This is a genomic window from Enterococcus sp. LJL51 (assembly GCF_054871795.1).
Window position 1 is genome coordinate 428369 of record NZ_JBTXLW010000001.1, and the last position, 19502, is coordinate 447870.

General features: G+C 39.6%; 18 protein-coding genes and 1 other annotated feature. Of the genes, 6 read left to right on the forward strand and 12 right to left on the reverse strand.

Annotated features, from left to right (window positions below):
- Window positions 1-39 precede the first annotated feature (39 nt).
- The gene (gene leuS / locus ACYSNQ_RS02035) at window positions 40-2553 is read right to left on the reverse strand and encodes a leucine--tRNA ligase (RefSeq protein WP_426081109.1); all 2514 of its coding nucleotides are present in this window, start codon (window positions 2551-2553) and stop codon (window positions 40-42) included.
- 121 nt (window positions 2554-2674) lie between these two features.
- Window positions 2675-2900, reverse strand: a binding site (T-box leader).
- A gap of 47 nt (window positions 2901-2947) precedes the next feature.
- On the reverse strand, window positions 2948-4978 hold the full coding sequence (locus ACYSNQ_RS02040; RefSeq protein ID WP_426081110.1) for a LysM peptidoglycan-binding domain-containing protein: 2031 nt from the start codon (window positions 4976-4978) through the stop codon (window positions 2948-2950).
- A 300-nt stretch (window positions 4979-5278) separates the two neighbouring features.
- On the opposite strand from ACYSNQ_RS02040, the gene ACYSNQ_RS02045 reads away from it, so the two are divergent.
- The 5 genes from ACYSNQ_RS02045 (at window position 5279) to mnmM (ending at window position 9560) form a co-directional block, all read left to right on the forward strand.
- Window positions 5279-5929: a DUF1700 domain-containing protein gene (locus ACYSNQ_RS02045; protein ID WP_426081111.1), complete on the forward strand. Its 651-nt coding sequence runs from the start codon at window positions 5279-5281 to the stop codon at window positions 5927-5929.
- A gap of 1 nt (window position 5930) precedes the next feature.
- Complete coding sequence (locus ACYSNQ_RS02050; protein WP_426081112.1) at window positions 5931-6980, forward strand: DUF4097 family beta strand repeat-containing protein; 1050 nt, start codon at window positions 5931-5933, stop codon at window positions 6978-6980.
- 381 nt (window positions 6981-7361) lie between these two features.
- Entirely contained in the window at window positions 7362-8012 is a 651-nt protein-coding gene (locus ACYSNQ_RS02055) for a phosphatase PAP2 family protein (protein ID WP_426081113.1), read from the forward strand.
- Window positions 8013-8028: 16 nt separating this feature from the next.
- On the forward strand, window positions 8029-8997 hold the full coding sequence (gene mnmL, locus ACYSNQ_RS02060; RefSeq protein WP_426081114.1) for a tRNA modification radical SAM protein MnmL/YtqA: 969 nt from the start codon (window positions 8029-8031) through the stop codon (window positions 8995-8997).
- Window positions 8997-9560: a tRNA 5-(aminomethyl)-2-thiouridylate-methyltransferase MnmM gene (mnmM, locus tag ACYSNQ_RS02065; RefSeq protein ID WP_426081115.1), complete on the forward strand. Its 564-nt coding sequence runs from the start codon at window positions 8997-8999 to the stop codon at window positions 9558-9560. The genes mnmL and mnmM overlap by 1 nt, the downstream gene beginning before the upstream one ends.
- A gap of 197 nt (window positions 9561-9757) precedes the next feature.
- On the opposite strand, the gene ACYSNQ_RS02070 is transcribed toward mnmM, so the two are convergent.
- From ACYSNQ_RS02070 to ACYSNQ_RS02090, 5 genes are all read right to left on the reverse strand, one after another.
- The gene (locus ACYSNQ_RS02070; protein WP_426081116.1) at window positions 9758-10681 is read right to left on the reverse strand and encodes a sensor histidine kinase; all 924 of its coding nucleotides are present in this window, start codon (window positions 10679-10681) and stop codon (window positions 9758-9760) included.
- 1 nt (window position 10682) lies between these two features.
- Window positions 10683-11354, reverse strand: coding sequence for a response regulator transcription factor (locus ACYSNQ_RS02075; RefSeq protein WP_426081117.1), 672 nt, complete (start codon window positions 11352-11354; stop codon window positions 10683-10685).
- Between the two features lie 63 nt (window positions 11355-11417).
- Entirely contained in the window at window positions 11418-12488 is a 1071-nt protein-coding gene (locus ACYSNQ_RS02080) for an acyltransferase family protein (RefSeq protein ID WP_426081118.1), read from the reverse strand.
- A 316-nt stretch (window positions 12489-12804) separates the two neighbouring features.
- Entirely contained in the window at window positions 12805-14574 is a 1770-nt protein-coding gene (locus tag ACYSNQ_RS02085) for an ABC transporter ATP-binding protein (RefSeq protein ID WP_426081120.1), read from the reverse strand.
- Window positions 14571-16289, reverse strand: coding sequence for an ABC transporter ATP-binding protein (locus tag ACYSNQ_RS02090; protein WP_426081121.1), 1719 nt, complete (start codon window positions 16287-16289; stop codon window positions 14571-14573). The genes ACYSNQ_RS02085 and ACYSNQ_RS02090 overlap by 4 nt, the downstream gene beginning before the upstream one ends.
- 229 nt (window positions 16290-16518) lie before the next feature.
- Here ACYSNQ_RS02090 and ACYSNQ_RS02095 point away from each other — a divergent pair, with 229 nt between their 5' ends.
- Window positions 16519-17175, forward strand: coding sequence for a TetR family transcriptional regulator (locus ACYSNQ_RS02095; RefSeq protein WP_426081122.1), 657 nt, complete (start codon window positions 16519-16521; stop codon window positions 17173-17175).
- Window positions 17176-17242: 67 nt separating this feature from the next.
- Here the strand turns inward: ACYSNQ_RS02095 and ACYSNQ_RS02100 are convergent, their stop codons facing one another.
- From ACYSNQ_RS02100 to ACYSNQ_RS02120, 5 genes are all read right to left on the reverse strand, one after another.
- Window positions 17243-17485 (reverse strand): GlsB/YeaQ/YmgE family stress response membrane protein, encoded by a 243-nt coding sequence (locus ACYSNQ_RS02100; protein ID WP_426081123.1) that lies wholly within the window; start codon window positions 17483-17485, stop codon window positions 17243-17245.
- Window positions 17486-17534: 49 nt separating this feature from the next.
- Window positions 17535-18062: an Asp23/Gls24 family envelope stress response protein gene (locus ACYSNQ_RS02105; protein ID WP_426081124.1), complete on the reverse strand. Its 528-nt coding sequence runs from the start codon at window positions 18060-18062 to the stop codon at window positions 17535-17537.
- A gap of 71 nt (window positions 18063-18133) precedes the next feature.
- Entirely contained in the window at window positions 18134-18328 is a 195-nt protein-coding gene (locus ACYSNQ_RS02110; protein WP_426081125.1) for a DUF2273 domain-containing protein, read from the reverse strand.
- Between the two features lie 13 nt (window positions 18329-18341).
- A complete protein-coding gene (amaP, locus tag ACYSNQ_RS02115; RefSeq protein ID WP_426081127.1) occupies window positions 18342-18902 on the reverse strand; it encodes an alkaline shock response membrane anchor protein AmaP in 561 nt (186 codons plus the stop codon).
- A 154-nt stretch (window positions 18903-19056) separates the two neighbouring features.
- Window positions 19057-19341, reverse strand: coding sequence for a hypothetical protein (locus ACYSNQ_RS02120; RefSeq protein WP_426081128.1), 285 nt, complete (start codon window positions 19339-19341; stop codon window positions 19057-19059).
- Between the last annotated feature and the right edge of the window lie 161 nt (window positions 19342-19502).

Sequence of the window (19502 nt, forward strand, 5' to 3'; positions counted from 1 at the left end):
GTAAAACACTTTTAGTCCAGCTTTATTTTCTTTATCGTTTTAGTTCGCTACAATATTTACTAGTTTATCCGGAACAACAATTACTTTACGAACTGTTTTCCCTTCAAGAAAGGACTTAATGCCTTCTGAAGCCATGGCTTTCTCTTCCATTTCTTCTTTACTTAGTCCTCTAGCAATAGCCAGCTTTTCTCTGACTTTTCCATTAACCTGCAGTACAATTTCAACTTCATCCTCGACTAGCTGACTTTCATCATATGCCGGCCAGGCAACATAAGCAACGCTGCCTTCATTCCCCAGGATTGCCCATAGTTCTTCACCCAAATGGGGTACAATTGGCGCCAATAGCTGAACAAAGCCTTCCACGTACTCATAAGGCAGAACCTCTGCTTTATTTGCCTCATTAACAAAGACCATCAACTGAGAAATTGCTGTATTGAAATGAAGCTGTTCTAAATCCTCGGTTACTTTCTTAACCGTTTGATGGTAAACTTTTGTCAGTTTTCCATCATTAACTGTGGTAATGCGGTCCCGCATTTTTCCTTGTTCATCTACAATTAGACGCCAAACCCGGTCAAGGAATTTACGGCTGCCTTCCAAGCCATTTTCACTCCAGGCAATCGATGCCTCCAAAGGTCCCATGAACATTTCGTACATACGCAGTGTATCTGCACCATATTTCTCGATAACATCGTCAGGATTGACGACATTTTTTAGTGATTTACTCATTTTGGCTGGAGATTCTTCCAGCTCTTCTCCGTTTTCACTGTTTACCCAGATGCCGTCACGTTTTTCCACCATATCCGTTGGCACTAAAGCACCGCGAGAATCACGGAAGCTTTGACCCAAAATCATTCCCTGATTAAATAATTTTTGATAAGGTTCTTTCGTGGGAACAATACCAATATCATAAAGGAATTTATGCCAGAAACGAGCATACAGCAAATGTAGAACCGCGTGCTCTGCCCCGCCGATATAAATATCCACAGGCAGCCAGCGCTTCAGCTTTTCAGGATCAGCAATCATCTGTTTATTATGTGGATCAATATAGCGCAAATGGTACCATGAGCTGCCAGCCCATTGCGGCATTGTATTGGTTTCACGCCGGCCTTTTTTACCAGTCTCAGGATCAACAACATTAATCCAATCCTCGATATTTGCTAACGGTGATTCTCCAGTTCCGCTTGGCTTAATATCATCAGTTTTTGGCAGTACCAGCGGCAATTCTTCTTCTGGAACAGTTGTTGTCGTTCCATCTTCCCAATGAATCACCGGAATCGGCTCTCCCCAGTAACGCTGACGGGAAAATAGCCAGTCACGCAGGCGATAGCTAGTTTCTGTTTTCCCAGCACCGTGTTCCTCTAACCACTGATTCATTACAGTAATTGCTTCTTCTTTATCCATTCCATCAAGAAACTCTGAGTTGATATGAGGACCATCGCCTGTAAAAGCTTCTTGTTCAACATCTCCGCCGGCTAGGACAGGAATAATTTCCAATCCAAAAGTTTTAGCAAATTCATGGTCACGTTCATCATGTGCTGGAACTGCCATGATTGCACCTGTACCATAAGAAGCCAGTACATAATCAGCAATCCAGATTGGGATTTTCGCACCATTGACTGGATTTACTGCATAAGCACCAGTAAAAACTCCAGTCTTTTCTTTCGCTAAATCTGTTCGGTTCAAATCTGATTTTTTCCCAGCCTCTTCAATATAAGCTTCCACTTGTTCTCTTTGTTCGTCAGTTACTATTTCCTGTACAAGCGCCAATTCAGGGGCTAATACAGAATAAGTGGCACCGAATAATGTATCAGGACGCGTTGTAAAAACAGTAAACTCCTTATCTGTTCCTTCCACTTTAAAGGTTACATTTGCACCTTCAGAACGGCCAATCCAATTTCGCTGCATTTCTTTAATATTTTCCGGCCAGTCAACAAGATCTAAATCGTCCAGCAAACGGTCTGCATATTTCGTGATTTTCAGCATCCACTGACGCATAGGCTTGCGGATAACATCATAACCGCCCCGCTCGCTTTTTCCATCGATAACCTCTTCATTTGAAATAACGGTTCCCAGCTCCGGTACCCAGTTTACAGCTACTTCTGCTTCATAGGCCAGCCCTTTTTCGTATAGCTTAGTGAAAATCCACTGTGTCCATTTATAATACTCAGGATCCGTCGTATTAATTTCACGATTCCAGTCATAGCTGAAGCCCAATGAATTGATTTGTCGTTTAAATGTTTCGATATTTTTCTTTGTAAATTCTGCCGGATCATTTCCTGTGTCCAGTGCATACTGCTCTGCAGGTAGTCCGAATGCATCCCAGCCCATTGGGTGAAGAACATTATAGCCCTGACTTCTTTTCATCCGAGATAAAATATCTGTAGCTGTATACCCTTCCGGATGGCCGACATGAAGACCTTGTCCTGATGGATAGGGAAACATATCCAACGCATAAAACTTTTCTTTTTCAGGATCATCATGGGTATTAAACGTATTGTTTTTCGCCCAATATTTTTGCCATTTTTTTTCAATCTTTTTGTGATCGTAATTCATTTTTCTCCTCCAATTATTCATTTTCAATACATTTGATAAATACTGGTATCCCTTACAGCTGTTATGCACAGGGCGTGTCTTTTACCTGATAAAAATAAAAAACGTCCTATGGAAAACAATCCCATAGGACGTTGAATGCCAACGTGGTACCACCTAAATTTGTCTATCCGCTTTGTTTGAATAGACCTTTAGCGTGTTAACGGACGCCGCCGTTTCTGCCTACTTCAACTCTAATTTTCAGCAAAAATCAACTTCAAGGCGAGTTCAAAAGCTTCTGTGCGCATTTTCACCAGCCATGCGCTCTCTAAAACAGAGTTCTTTCTACTACTCCTTATCATCGTTGTATTGATATATGACGTTATACTAACAAATTTTCAGAAGGAATTCAATCCTTTTACGCAACTTTCAGCTGTTGCCCGATATAAATGGTATCTCCAGATAAATTATTCAACTGTTTGATTCTCTGAACGGTTGTTGAATACTGCTGCGCCAATCCCCATAATGTATCTCCGCTCTTCACTGCATGGGTTTTACTATTCGAACTGCTGGAGCCTCCCGAGTTATTCGAAGAAGAACCAGAGCTGCTGGAGCCGCCGCTGCCTTTTTTAACAACAAGGCGTTGCCCAGGATAAATAATATCTCCGCTGATATTGTTCCAGCTGCGTAGATTAGCAATGCTTACACCGTTTATGTTTGCGATGACCCACAGGCTATCCCCTGATTTTACCGTATAATATGTGTCTGTCGTTGTACCTGTGCTGCCGCCGGAATTATTGTTGCCGCCAGATGAGGATGAACCCCCACCAGTATTTCCGCCAGAGCTGCCGCCGTTGCCTTTTTTGACAATCAGCCGCTGTCCAGGATAAATAATATCTCCGCTGATATTGTTCCAGCTGCGTAGATTAGCAATGCTTACACCGTTTATGTTTGCGATGGCCCACAGGCTATCCCCTGATTTTACCGTATAATATGTGTCTGTCGTTGTACCTGTGCTGCCGCCGGAATTATTGTTGCCGCCGGATGAGGATGAACCCCCACCAGTATTTCCGCTAGAGCTGCCGCCGCTGCCTTTTTTGACAATCAGCCGCTGTCCAGGATGAATGATATCACCGCTGATATTGTTCCAGCTGCGTAAATTAGCGATGCTTACACCGTTTATGTTCGCAATGGCCCACAGGCTGTCCCCTGATTTTACTGTATAGTATGTGTCTGTCGTTGTCCCTGAGCCACCTGAGTTATTGTTGCCCCCAGAGGATGAACCTCCGCCGGTACTACCCCCGGACGAGCTGCCTTTTTGTACAGTCAGCTTCTGTCCTATGTATATCACATCACTGGAGAGATTGTTCCAACTTTTAATGTTGGCAATTGATGTTCCATATCTACTCGCAAGAGCCCATAAACTGTCGCCTGAAACAACTGTATGAATAACATCTTGTGTTGTGCTGCCGCCGGATGATGAGCCTCCGCCAGTATTCCCCCCATTTCCGTTTCCACCTGTATTTCCACCAGTGGACGGAGTATCGTACTGTGTAAGATTGTTTGCCGAAATAATTGAATTCAGTTTTGTACCGTAGCTTGGGTCTGTTGCATACCGACCTGTGAGCCACGCTGTTGCATCTGTATAAGAGTTGGTATTGCTCTTCCATGCACCTGAATAGTAATACACACCAGCCTGAAAAGAAGTGTTTCTCAAGACGTAGGCGTTATCTGCAAATGATTCTGTAAAAGATGGATAGCTTCTAAAAGCCTCATTTTTCACGACCCATTGCCCGTTCAAATACTCCCAAGTATTCATATATACAGATTGACCATTATAACTGCCCTTAATGCCAAATAAATTGTAATAAGGTGCTTGTGACAATGAGCTTGATCCAGAGCCGCTTTCCAGAATTGCCTGAGCAATCATCACAGAAGCGTATAAATCATTAGCGGTGGCTACAGATTTTGCATGACCAGCAATACTTGCAACAAATGAAGATGTTGTTACAGCACTTCTAGCAGAAGCTGCAAACGGGCTGGCTCCAATAATTTCATCCGTTGAAGAAGGTTTCTCTTCTTCCGGCAGTACAGGGGCCTGTGTCTCTTCGCTTTCTATACTATCTGTCGTCTCTGTCGGTAATTCTCCTGTTTCTGTTTCATTCGTTTCTTCTGTTTGTGTGGTCTCTTCTGTAGTTTCTTCAGTTGTTGCTGTCTCTTCCTGTTGAAGCTGTGTTTCAGTCGTTAAACCATCAAGCAACGGGCTAATTTCTGCACTGTTACTTCCACCCTCTGTCGCCTCCACCGCTTTTGGCAGTATAATCGTTGAGCCGGCAATTGATGATAGCGCTAGTGCTGATCCAAGCATTGTCGTGCTTTTTTTCAGCTGTTCCGCTGTGCGATAATTTTGTTCCGCTTTCCTTCTTTCTTTGCGTGATAATTTTTCCATAATTAAGTCCTCCGATAGTAGTAAAAAAGAAAATTACTCAACTAACAGTATACCTTTTTTTAAAAAAAATTAAAAGATATAATCATTCATCAGCTATTTATCTTTAAATTATATAAATCGAATTTGATGTTATATAAGAATTATATTTTTTACTTACTTAACGACTACGACTAAAGACCTATTTCCACCTTTACCTTAGACCGATTTTACTCAAAACCACTTGTTATTCCACCAATTAGAATTTATAGTGTATTTGAGAGAACTACTACAGAAAGATAAAAATGAAATGAGGGAGAACTTATGAATAAAGAACATTTTCTGATTGAACTGAAAATATATTTAAAGCCATTATCCTATCAGCAGCAGGCAGCTGTTTTAGACAAATACGAAGAGATTTTTGACGAACGAATTGCTTCTGGAGAAGCTGAAGAGCAAATTGCAAAAAGCTTAGGCAAACCTCGTTCTATTGCAGAAGAAATTTTACAGGAATTCGATATTGAAGTTCCTGAAAAACGTTTGACAAGAGATGGCTGGCAGGAATTTTCGCCTGTTCAGGATTACGACCCCTATGAAAAAGATATGTATGATCACCCTTACGATGATCACTATGACTACAAAAGACCTGATAAACCTGGTGTTCGTGTGCTGAAGATTTGTGCACTACTGGCATTTGATTTCCTATTTATGTTTTGGATGTTTTTCGCTTTTGCAGCAGTTGTCTTCTCTTGCTGGCTGGCTGCAGTGCTCTTCCTGCTATCACCGATACTTGGTGTCTATTCAGTCATTGTCGGCTTCAATGATGCCGGACTGTTTCAATTATTCTTTAGCGTCTTCTTGTCTGGAGCCGGAGTAATCGGAATAATGATTTTAACTCCATTGACCAGATTGTTCTTTGCATCACTGAAGCGCTACATCAAATGGCATGGAAAAGTGTTCGGAGGGAGAGGATAATATGAAAAAGACGACAATTTTCTTTTTAGCTATTGGGATCCTTGCGATGGGTGTAGGAGCTGTTGGGAGTGCTGTTTTCTACCAACGCGCTAAAACAAGTATGGTAGAAGTAAAAAACGAAGAGTATACTGTTAAAAATACGGATAAAATTAAGGAACTCCACCTGAAGCTATCAGGAGATACTGATTATGTCATTGAATCATCAGCAACAAATAAAATTGAAATGGAAGCACGAAGCAGCGTTACCGAACCATTAAAAGGTTCTTTAGATGTCAATGAATCTGGAGATAAGCTGACCGCCACCGTGAACGGTAGTACTAAAAACAAAGGCACAGATCATTTTCAATTCCGTATGTTTCATATAGAGTCTTCCCATGTAACATTGACTGTACCTTCAGATATTGATCGTGTCGTTGTTGATGGAGATGCGACTGGCAGTGTATACTTATCTAATTTTACAGCAAAAGAGCTGGATGTAGACCTCGATCACTCAGAAATTTCACTTGCTGGCTCAACTGCTGAGAAAGTTAATCTGACAAGTAAAAGCGGCGACATTGATATTTTTGGCGAAGCAACAATTGATGAACTTACTATAAAAAATGATCATGGAAAAATCGATGCCTATGAACTTTCAGGAAATACGATTGATTTAACAACTTCAACAGGTGATATCTATCTGACAAACATTAAGAGTACAACGACTAAAGCTGAATCGAAAAGTGGCGAGTTTCATATTCAGAATCTTCGCGGCGAAGCTGATTTATCTGGGAAAAACGGCTCAATTTACTTGTATGGTGAAGAATGGCCTAAGGAGCTCAAAGCGATTATGGAGCACGGTGATATTGATATCGAACTCTACGAAGAGGTAGAAAACATTTCAATTAAAGCTCAGTCCGATTTAGGTGATGTCAGCATCTTTGATACAGAAAATAATACTTATTCCCGAGGAAAAGACGGTTCAAAATTTGAACTTAAGACAGCAACTGGAGACATCTATGTCACGGGCGTTGGGGCATATCCTGAAGATTACATGGATGATGACTGGGAATAATCTATATTATCCGACCCATTTCTTATCGCTTCTAACTATTAATTAACCCAATCACAAAAAAGAGCTGCGGCAAAAATGGTCAGCTCTGTGAAAAAGCCGAAATATACTGGAAAATAGCCTAGCCTGTTTTCCAGTATATTTCGGCTTTTTTTGAGGAATTTGCGTTTAGATTACATTCTTTCGATTTTAAAAACCGAAAACATCGTTTGTGTCTCCCAGGTTCCAACCCGTTTTCTCTTTTCTTATAGGACAGTCTCAGCAAAAGTTTTTCGTTAACATTTTATTAAACAGAAATCGACAGTTTCTCAAATCTCCTACAATAAGCTATACTGTTATTCGTATGGTTAAATTAATCAAAATTTTTATAAAGGAATCGACGCTATGAAAAACAAACTCTATTACCAATTTGCCGGGAGCTGCTTTCTGCTGATTTTCATTTTTCTAGGCTATTTGGTAAAATTTTATCCTGAATCGCTGCACAACTTCGACCAGGCAGTTACTGGTAGTATTCGAGGTCCTTATCCAGCTCTAAATCAATTTTTCATTTGGTACACAAAGCTAGCGAATCCTTTGACCGTTGCAGTCTTGGCAGTCTTGACTTCCGGGGTTCTGTTCTTAAAGAAATACTACGCAGAAGCAATCTGGCTATTCGCCAATACAGCCTTTGCTGCTGGTGTTCTCAATCCGCTGGTTAAGCTGCTGTTCATGCGTGAAAGACCTACGCTTGAACATCTGGTCATCGAGCACAGCTCCAGCTTTCCAAGCGGGCATTCCACCGGTAGTGTTCTTCTTTATGGTACAATCATTTTATTACTGCCCTTATTTATAGAAAAAAAGATGCTTTGCCGCATCCTGCAGGTAATATTGGGTATCATTATTCTATTTATTGGTATTAGCAGAGTTTATCTGGGTGTTCACTTCCCCAGTGATATACTTGGCGGATTTTCGTTTGGACTTTTCTGGCTGCTGATGACCTACCCTATCTATCAAAAATTACGCTTTACTTTACGCTTCAAAAATAAACAACCTTGAGAAAGAAGAAGATAATATGACTTTATTTCCTTATACAGATGATGCCAATAAACGTTATCATACATGGAATTATGCGTTGCGTAAGCAATTTGGCGGAAAGATTTTTAAAGTACCTGTTGATGGCGGATTTGACTGTCCAAACAGGGATGGGACTGTTGCCAAAGGCGGCTGTACCTTCTGCAGTGTATCAGGTTCCGGCGACATGATTGTGGCCCCTCATGATCCTCTGCCAGTCCAATTTCAAAAGGAAATACAAATGATGCATGGCAAGTGGCCGAATGTTGATCAGTACATCGTCTACTTCCAAAACTTTACTAACACACATGCGCCTGTCGAGGTCATTCGTCACCGCTTTGAGCAGGTGGTCAACGAACCTGGTGTTGTAGGTCTAGCAATCGGTACACGCCCGGATTGTCTGCCGGATGATGTCGTTGATTATCTAGCCGAACTGAATCAACGCTATTATCTTTGGGTAGAGTTAGGACTACAGACAACTTTTGAAGACACTAGTGCAGCAATCAATCGTGCCCATGATTACCAAACCTATTTAGATGGCGTAGAAAAGCTTAGAAAACACGGCATTCGTGTATGTACTCATCTAATTAACGGTCTGCCAGGTGAAGATAGGCAGATGATGCTGGAAAATGTACGGCGGACAATTCTTGATTCAGATATTCAGGGAATTAAGCTTCACCTGCTTCACTTAATGACAAACACAAAAATGATGCGGGACTATAATGAAGGACGTCTACAATTAATGACCCGGGAAGAATATGTTGAAGTAATCTGTGATCAGCTGGAAATGATTCCGCCGGAAATTATTATACACCGTTTAACTGGCGATGCTCCTTACGATTCTCTCATTGGTCCGATGTGGAGCTTAAAAAAATGGGAAGTGCTAAACGCGATAGACAACGAAATGAAAAAACGGGATAGCTACCAAGGGAAATACAATGCCCGAAAAGAAGTAAAGGTGATGATTTAATGCTGCAAACTGCTTTACACTTCAGCCATACGCTGCTGAAAGAGGTTATTGAGCCGGGTAATCACGTAATCGATGCAACGATGGGTAATGGACATGACACAGAACTATTAGCTTCTCTAGTCGGCAGCTCTGGAAAAGTTTACGCTTTTGATGTTCAGGAAACTGCTATTGCCAACACGGCAAAACGGCTTGAAGCTGCTCAGCTCTCCAAACAAGTAGAATTACTTCATCAAGGACATGAAACAATCAGTGAGGCTTTGCCTTCAAATACTACTGTTAAGGCGGCTATATTTAATCTAGGGTATTTGCCAAAAAGCGATAAAGAAATTATCACTCAGCCAGCAACTACAGAAATAGCTGTAAATGCTGTTCTAGAGCGGCTAACAGCCAAAGGGCGAATTATTCTCGTCGTTTATTATGGACATGAAGGTGGAGAACGGGAATTGGAAATGGTTCAACAGCTTTGTCAAAACCTGCCACAAAAGCTCTACAATGTGCTCACTTATCAATTTATCAATCAAATGAACCAGCCGCCTATTCTATATTGTATAGAAAAGAAATAGAAAATCAGCTGCTGATTCCGGCTAAAAGTGACAATAGAACAAAAGTGCTTTACCTAAAAAAATAAGTCAGGCGATACAAAAAATAGCTTCTCCTATTTTCTGTATCGCCTGACTTATTTCCGAAGATATGGTAGCTTTCAGAACACTGTCCATTCGATTTCAAGGGATAAACTCTTACTAGTGTCATCCCCCTCTTTTTAATTACTTTTAGATAATTGAATCATAAATCCTTTTGTATATTCAGGAACTGTATGGACCACAGAGATGGTTCCCCCATGACGTTCAATAATCGTTTTCGTAATGGCTAGTCCTAAGCCGCTGCCTTTTTGACGGGCAGAATCCTTTTGTATAAACGGTAGAAAAATTTCTTCAACTGTTTCCTTACTTAGCCTCTCTCCTGTATCGGCTATGACGACCTCAACAAGATCATTTTTAACAGTTAGCTGAACCAATACCTTGCTGCCGACAGGATTATGGGTATATGCATTCACTAAAAGATTATTAAGTGCTCTTGTCAGTTCTGTACGGTCAGCCTCCAGCCATACCTCTTCTTCTGGAAAGTCCAGCACCAAAGCAATCTGTCGTTCTTCAAACTGGTTATAAAGAGAAGCGACTGATTCTTTCAGCAGCCGTTGCAAATCTAGTTTTTCGAATATAAAAGGATAATCAGTACTTTCAAGCTTTGTATATTGAAACATCAATTCCAACAGCTCATTTGACTGCTTTGATTTTTCATAGATTGTTTTAAGCAGCTCCTTTTGTCTTTCCGGCTCTGCTACTTCCCCTTCTGCCAAAGCCTGTGCAAAGCCCATGACAGAAGTACTAGGTGTTTTAAGATCGTGAGCAATATTTGCAAACAACGTCATTTTCTCTTTTGAATAACGGACATTTTCTTCTTGAATCTTTTTACTAATCAAACGGATAAAGACAAAAAGAAATAGCAAGAAGAATACAACCTTAATCACAATCACACCACCATAGCCAGCCAGCATTAGTGAAGGTCTCTCGTGATACGTATTGGTATAATAGATAAAAACAGTATCAACAATTGTATACAGAATAATCATTGGTATCGTCAAACCAATAAACAGAAATATAAGAAAGCGTCGCAAACCCTTCATCTTACTTCTCCAATCTATACCCCAGACCACGAATGGTCTTGATATTATGCTCACCAACTTTATTTCTCAGCTTACTGATACATACTCGAATTGTATTATCATCCACTACATAGCTGTCTTCCCAGCCGGCTTCAAAAATTTGTTCTTTGGTAAAAACCTGTCCCGGAGAATTCATCAATAAAAACAATACCTTGAATTCAACTGAGGTCAGGGGAATCTCTTCCCCCTGACGAATCAGCAAACACTGTCCCATGTCAAGAGTCAGCTCTCTGACAACGATTTGTTCCGGTTGACGCTGCTGCTGATTCAGTTCATAATTTCTTCGAAGAGCTGCGCGGACTCTAGCTGTTACTTCTAGGGGATCGAAAGGTTTTGTAATATAGTCATCCGCCCCCAGCTCTAATCCAAATATTTTATCGGTTGTATCTATTTTTGCAGAAATAATCATGATTGGGATACTACTTTGCTCACGAATTTTTTTTGTCACTTCAAAACCGTTCAGTTCAGGCATCATAATATCCAATATTATCAAATCAATAGCTTCTTTCTCCAGCACTTCCAAAGATTGCTTACCGTTCGCAGCTTCAAAAATTACAGTTCCGTCGCGTTCCAAATACAGCTTTAGTAAATCAATAATTTCTTTTTCATCATCTGCAATTAGTATATTTGCCATCCTGCCGGTCTCCTTTATATGGTATTAACACAAGGTTACCATAGGAAGCTCGTGCTGACAATTTCAGTTTTGAACATGCTGCGGCTTGATTGCCGGTGCATTTTTACGCGCCCGCAGTTTCCCAGTAATACTGATTATTCCTGTACTTAGCAGATGAGTAACACTCACTACCAGCAGAAACTGAAGTAAACCTGTGGGAAGCAGCCATTGAACTGAAAGCTGTGCCAAAAGCAGCTGACTGAAAAATAAGACAAGCGGATGTAAAAAATAATAATACTTGCTTAATTCCCGCAGTTGTCTATAATTCCAGTTCTTCGGAACCCGCAGAGAAAGCGTCCACAGAAAAAATACTGGACTAAATAATAGCTGGCTGAAAAGAAAATTTGCGTCTGTTCCTGGATTAAAAAACAGCAGCATTCCTTCTAGAAGAGATATAATACTTAGTAAAATCAGAAGACGTCCGGAATATAATTGAATTACCGCTAATTTATTGCCATAATCATGTAATAAGAAGCCTAAAACAATAAATACAAAGCCAAAAAACAGACCGTTTCGTGTTGTAATAAAAAATTGCTGATACAATTTAAACAGATCCCCTAGCATTGTTCCATTTAGCAAACCACTATATGACTCCAGACACCCTAAACTATACAGCACTATGCTGAACCCTAACAGCTTGACATAGCCTAGACGCTTCAGCAGGAAATGAGTCAGAACAAGAGCAAACATCGTTGCTGGAATATACCAGAGATGATAATAGGTTCCTACATAAATCAGTCCGACAAGTAAAGCCACTGGGTAAAGCAAGATTGGCAAGTCAAACTGCTGACTAATCCATTGAAGTCCCAGTGGTAAAAACAACAGACTCCATAACAGGTAAGATTTTCCCATTGTTAGAAGGTAGCGTTGAAGATAGCCTTCTGATTTCGTCATACCCTTTCTGACAAAAAAACCAGCCGTAATAAAAAAGTAAGGAACTGCCAAACGGCAGATAATATTTTTTATAATAAAATTATAGAGCGGGCTGTCCACAACTGCGTCACAGTGAATACAAATGATCATAATTGCCGCTGCATATTTGACTAAATCAATTCCAGTAAAGTTTAATGTTAAGATACGTCTTTGAGTATTCATCCTATCTCCTCCTTTGATAGGTATAGAATACGATTAGACCATTAACCTACTAACAGCCAAACATTAACTGAACATTAATTATTCCTGCTGCTGTTTTTCTCACGCTAACTTTAAGGCATATCAAAATGCCCAGCAAAAAATAAGCCGGAATACACTGAAAATAGAAGCTATTTTCGTATATTTCGGCTTATTCCTAAAGAATCTTCTCTGGCTACACTTGTTATTCAGTTTTTAAGATTAAAAATAGAATTAACAGAACTAAGTTTTCTATGCTTAGAAATTGAAACAGCATTCCTTAGTATTTAATCCCATAAGTCTATTCTAAAACAAATTGATTGTGGTATAGTTCGGAATAAAAACCATGCAGCTTCAACAGCTCGTTATGGTTTCCTTCTTCAATTACTTTACCATCCCGCAAAACAACGATACGGTCTGCGTTCAAAATAGTTTTCAGACGATGGGCAATCACAAAACTGGTTCTCCCCTTAATTGCTTCTTCCATTGCTTTTTGAATTTTCGCTTCTGTTACAGTATCAACATTACTAGTCGCTTCATCCAAAATCAACAGAGCAGGATTAGTTAAAATCGTACGGGCAATACTAACCAACTGCTTTTGTCCTGTACTAAAAATATTATTTTCTTCTGTAATCTCTGTGTCATAGCCCTTTTCAAGAGACAGGATAAATTCATGAATATTTGCCTGCTTTGCAGCTGCAATGATTTCTTCTTCCTGTGCATTCGGTTTCCCAAAAGCAATATTTTCTCTAATCGTTCCTGAGAAAAGCACAGAATCCTGTAAAACAATTCCCACATGGGCACGCAGGCTGCTCAACTCAATGTCGCGAACATCTGTATCATCAAAGGTGACTGAGCCGCTATTAACATCATAGAAGCGGTTCAGCAAGTTCATAATGGTTGTTTTACCAGAACCAGTTGGTCCTACAAGCGCCACCATCTCGCCTTTGTTCACTTTGATTGAAACATCTTTCAAAATAGGAACTTGTTCATCGTAGCCAAAATCTACATTATTTAATGCGACAGACTCATGAACACCAGTAATTTCTTTACCGTTTTCAGGATTAACCTCATCTGGCTCATCAAACATTTCATTCAACCTTCTCGCACCAGTTACAGCCAGCTGAATCATGCTGTAGCCCGATGATATCTGCATTAACGGCTGATAGTACTGTTGTGAGTATTGAACAAATGTCACAATCAGACCGAGACCTGCTGCCCGGTCCACCTGGCCGTTGAGTGCTAGCCAGCCGCCAAAGAAGATAACAATCGCTGTATTAACCAGAGACATTCCCTGCATCATTGGAAACAGCAGGCCCGAATAGACCTGTCCTTTAAAGGTTGCCTCCCGAACTTTTTTATTCTGCTCCATGAAACCGTCAATGGTCTCGTCCTGAAGTCCATAGGTAATAATTACCCGCTGACCGCTGATTTTTTCGTCCATATATCCATTCAGTCTGCCAACTTCATCTTGCTGAATATCTACGTATTTTTTGGCTTTTTGAATAATCACCACAGCAATAAAAACCGCAACCGGTGTTGAAGCAATCGTTGCCCACGCCAGTTCAACATTTTGCTGGAACATCATAATCAGCACACCAACAATCAACGCAGCATTCGTTAGAACCTGCAGCAATGCCTGATTGAGACTATTTTGAATATTATCTAAGTCACTGGTGAATCGACTTAAAATCTCTCCATCCTTATGAGAATCGAAAAAGCGGATTGTTAGCTTTTCCAGTTTATTAAACAATCCTAAACGCATTCTGTTAGTCGATTTCCCAACAACTTGTGTAAATAAAATACTATAGACAAAATTCGCCGCACTGGTTAAGACATAAAAAATGACCAGCTTTTGGATAACTCCAATAAATGCTGTTTTATCATCTTTTCCCTGCATAAAGCCTAAAACATAATTTGTCAGCTCCTCGATTGCTTCACCAATAAATTGAGGTGCTTTTACTTGCAGATAGGTAGCTGCGACAATCGTTACAGCAATGATGAAAAAGGATAATTTATACTTTTTCAAATAATGATAAAAGAATTTACTTGCTTTAACTAAGTCCGTCATTCTACCTCATCCTTTCCTCTTTGCGTTTCATAAATCTCTTGATATACCTCATTTTCAGCTGCCAGCTGCTTGTGTGTTCCTTCTCCCACAAGCTTCCCTTTATCCAACACCAAAATGCGATCCGCATTTACTACGGAAGAAATCTTTTGCGCAATGATAATCGTTGTTGTATTCTCCAAATCATTTTCCAGAGCTTCTTTGACCAGACTTTCCGAACGAGCATCCAAAGCACTCGTACTGTCATCAAGAATCAGTATTTTAGGATCGCCAATAACCCCTCTGGAAATTGACAGGCGCTGCTTTTGTCCACCCGAAAAATTACTGCTCCGTTCCTCTACTGGAGCTTCATAGCCTAGAGACAGCTTTTCAATAAACTCACGGGCTTGAGCGATTTGAGTCGCTCTGGTCATATCCCCTTCATCTGCATTACGTTTCCCGTGCCGCAGGTTTTGAGAAATTGTTCCTGAAAATAGGATTGCTTTTTGCAGAACGAATGAAACGGTCTTTCGCAGACTATGCTCATTAATTTCGTGCAAATCTACTCCGCCAACTTTCACAGTTCCTTCCGTCGGATCAAAAAGACGGGGAATCAGCTGTGCCAAAGTCGACTTTCCGGCACCTGTAGCACCAACTACGCCAATCATTTCTCCTGGCTTAATGGTGAAGGATACATCCTTCAGTGTATCGGTATCATCACCTGGATAATGGAAGCTGACATGGTCAAAAACCACACTACCGTCAAGCTCCTGCTCAGGTACTTCAGGATACGTAATTGCTGGAACGGTGTCCATAACTTCCTTAATCCGTTTGATAGATACTGCTGCACGAGAAGTCATCATCATCATCATACCGCCGATAATGATTGCCATCATAATCTGCATAAGGTAGTTCATAAATGAAGCAATGCCGCCAATCAATGTAGGGTCATTCTTCGCCAAATCACCCACAAAGAAAATTGCCCCTGCTACCGCTAGATTAGCAACCAGCATAAACGATGGAATCATCACCGAAAATAAAGTTCCTACGATGACATTGTGCTTGGTTAAATCGTTACTTACCTTACCAAACCGTTCCAGCTCATTTTTCTCCTGCACAAAGGATTTTACTACGCGAATCCCCATTAAATTCTCTTTTGCGATACTATTCACTTTATCAATCAGATTTTGAATAATGGTAAAGTGCTTGCCCATCTGAGAAAACGACAGCATAGTGATAATAATGACAGCAACAACCAGCAAAACAATAATCCACCATAGCTGGGGCAATGTTGTCATCGCCAGCGCAAAGCTGCCGATAAAAAGAATCGGTATTCTAAACAATGACTGCAGAGCAATCATAATAACATTTTGAATTTGTGTAATATCATTTGTTAGTCGAACAACCAGATTTCCTGATGAGAATTCTTCTATATTAGCAAATGAGAAGGTTTGAATTTTTCGGAAGACTGCTTCACGAATATCCGCACTTACTCCCTGAGCTACTTTCGCAGAAAAAATTGTGTTAATTACACCTGCAATAAGTCCCAGCACTGCGATTCCAATTAAATACACGCCTAATGACTGCATCTTATTGTTATCTTCTTTAATGATTGCTTCAAGCACCTGCTGCAGCAGCTTAGGCTGCCAGAGAGCAGACATGACCATAATAATCACTGTAAATAAAGCAATAATTGTTTCCTTCTTATACTTTTTTACGTGGTCCATAACAATGTTCATCAATTCCCCTACTTTCTTTTTAAACTCAGCCTATTTTCGCCTCATTTTCAGCAACGTTTTTATAAGAGAGGGAATGTGTTATTATAAATATGAATCGACTGCAGCGAGACACGGGCTGTTGCCAAACCATTTAATTTAACACTGTAAAATAGACTGCACAATAATTTACCATATTTTAAGGAGTAAATACAAGCAGTTTACACAAAATTCATGCTAAAGGATGAAAAAAATGGAAAACAAGCTCTCCAAAGAAAAAATTATTGCAACAGCTTTTCAATTATTAGATGAAACACCAAATATTGAAAAGCTTTCTATGCGCAACATCGCGAAAAAAATGGGTGTTCAAGCTCCAGCTTTATACTGGTATTTTCAAAATAAGCAGGCCCTTCTTCAGAGCATGGCCGAAGAAGTGGACAGACACTTTCAGGAGCCTGAGGAGCAGGAAGACTGGCGACACACCCTATTTTTATACATGGAAAATTATTATGAGCTGTATCAGAATTACCCTTGTGCGCTTGAAATCGAACTACATACCATACCGTCCTACCCTTCACGTCTAATACGTTATGATAAAATGCTGGCAATCCTAAAAAAAGCAGGCTTCTCTATTGAAGACAGCTTTACAGCTGTGAATTCACTACAGCATTTATTGCTGGGATTATTGGTAGATGTTCAGGAGGAACAACAGCTTTATCATAAGATGGTTGATGGTGATGACTATTTAAATCAACAGGTTGTTTTAATGAAACAGTACCTTCACGAAAATCAATTGACAAACATAGAAGAAAGCCTTCAATTTCGACAAAAGCAACGCCAAAAGGATACCTTCAAAAAAATGATTACAATATTTCTAAATGGTTTGGCTGTCGAGTCAGGAGAACATTAAAAAAACGGGAATGCAGCAGATTGCTGCTTTCCCGTTTTCTGATATGATAATAAAAGCCTGTCGGTAATTAGTTTCTGCCTAAGAAAAAGCTGACTACAGCTACTAAGATTACAGCTCCAACGATTGACGGAACTAATGCCATTCCTGCCAAGCTTGGTCCCCAGTGTCCCAGTATACTTTGTCCAATTGCTGAACCAATTAAACCAGCTGCAATATTCGCAATCCAGCCCATTGATTTTCCTTTATTCGTAATCGCTCCTGCAATCACACCAATTAACGCCCCTACTAAAAGTGACCATATTAATCCCATCTTAATTTCCTTCTTTCTATAAGTAAGTATCGACTCTAGTTTTTAATGATTACTCTACACGCGGTTCCATTTGTTCTTTGGCTTTATCTGCCCCTCTACCAATTGCCTTTTTGGCTTTATCTGTTTGGTTTGAAGCAAACTCACCAGTATTTTCAGCAAAATCGCCAACTCTGTCTTGAACCGTTACTGAATCTTTTTTGTATTGCTCTACTGTTTTAATATCAACAACATTCACATTAACTTCAATCACTTCAAGACTAGTCATTTTTTTCACTTCTTCAACAATTGTTGCTTGAATATCTTTGAATAGTTTAGAGATATCCTTACCATATTCTGCAACAATGTCTAAATCAACGGCAACTTGTTTCTTCCCTACTTCAACATCGATACCAGAGGTAACATTGTCAGTATTTACAAGCTTCTCAGCAATATTTGAAAAGAAACCGCCGTTCACTGTTAGAAGTCCATCAATATTTTCCAAAGCGATGCCGATGATTTTTTGAATAACCTTATCATCATACGTCAATTCACCTTTAATTGTTTGTTGATTTGTCATTACTGTTTTTTGAGTGTCCATTCTTTTTACCTCCCAATTTTTTTGTTCTAATATATAAATTTAATATTATAACCTAGTGATAATTAGCCTTGTTACGGCTTTTGTTTAAACAAGCGGTCCGCTAAACCCGTAGCTTTCAAGTAAAATCCTGCATAGACTCCAACTACCATCAGGATAAGGATTAAAAGTGTTTTAAAAAAGCCCAGAGTCATCAGCAATACTGCTAAAATCAAACCACCAATACCGCCAATAATCGGCCACTTGTATTCGTCAAAAATCTCCTTCATCTTGATCACCTCTCTACTCAACTCTGGATTTCTTCGATTCTTCTGGGACATAATCGACAAATTCAATCACTATATCAATCGACCTGTCAGTTACACCCAGAAGAGTCTGCAGCTCTTCTTTCATTTGAACCATTGCCTGTTCTGCGCTGGGAACAATTCCCTGATATTCACCGAACCTGCCTAAAACTTTAACTGCTATTTTATTCTTTGTCATATTAACCTTTATCTTCGGCTTTTCAATGAACTGTCTTTGATCTAGATTTGCAGCGACATAGCTTTCAATACTTTTCTGTTCAATTTTTAATTGCCCATTCAAGTCCCTCACTATCACAGATTTTTCCTTTTTAGGCCAGAACAGAACAACAAAGAAAGATGCTACAAGTAATACAAACAAAACTACACTAGCCCAAAACAGATAGCCATTCAGCACTGGTCCAATAAACAATGAATAAGTCAGTTTCTGTTCGGGAAATGCTAAGATACCAACCTGATCGTTATAAATAATTAAGGGGATCAAAAGTGATAGCCCAATAATGATGATCAAGCCTAAAATGACCTTTTTGCTTCGATTCAATTTCTCTCCCTCCATTCCAACTTTCTAAAAAACTTTACATTTTCATTGTAGAGTCACTTTTTGCTTTTTTCAAAAATAACGACTTGCATTTCAAAAAAAAAACAACAAGCAAATATATAAATATCTGCCTGCTGTTGTTCAAATAGCCATTATATCAATGTTTATCTTCGTTTATCAAACTAATTTCTTCAAAAGAAATTAGTTTAGTCTTTTCAACTTTTTTCTTTCTCTCAGCCGTAAACTGCTTTTCATAGCTTGCCAGCATCGACTCGTTAAGCTCTCGAGCCTCCTCTAGAAAGCTTTTTAGTCCTTCAAACTGCTTTTGAATATCATCAACCTGAAGCAGTGCGTTTCTAACCTCTTTTGGTTTTGTTGGATTTTCTTTCATCAACTGTTGTCCAAACTCACTTCGCCATTTTCGATAATTTTTTTCATCCATTTCAAAATCTCCTTCTTAAAATACGATTATTATTTTTCAGTTCTAGATTATCTATACATTCATTCTATAAGTTAATTTTAAAATGAATATAAAAACATTTTCACTTAATGACAAAAATAACAATTATACTTCAATCATAAAAAGATATGCCACGGATGTCA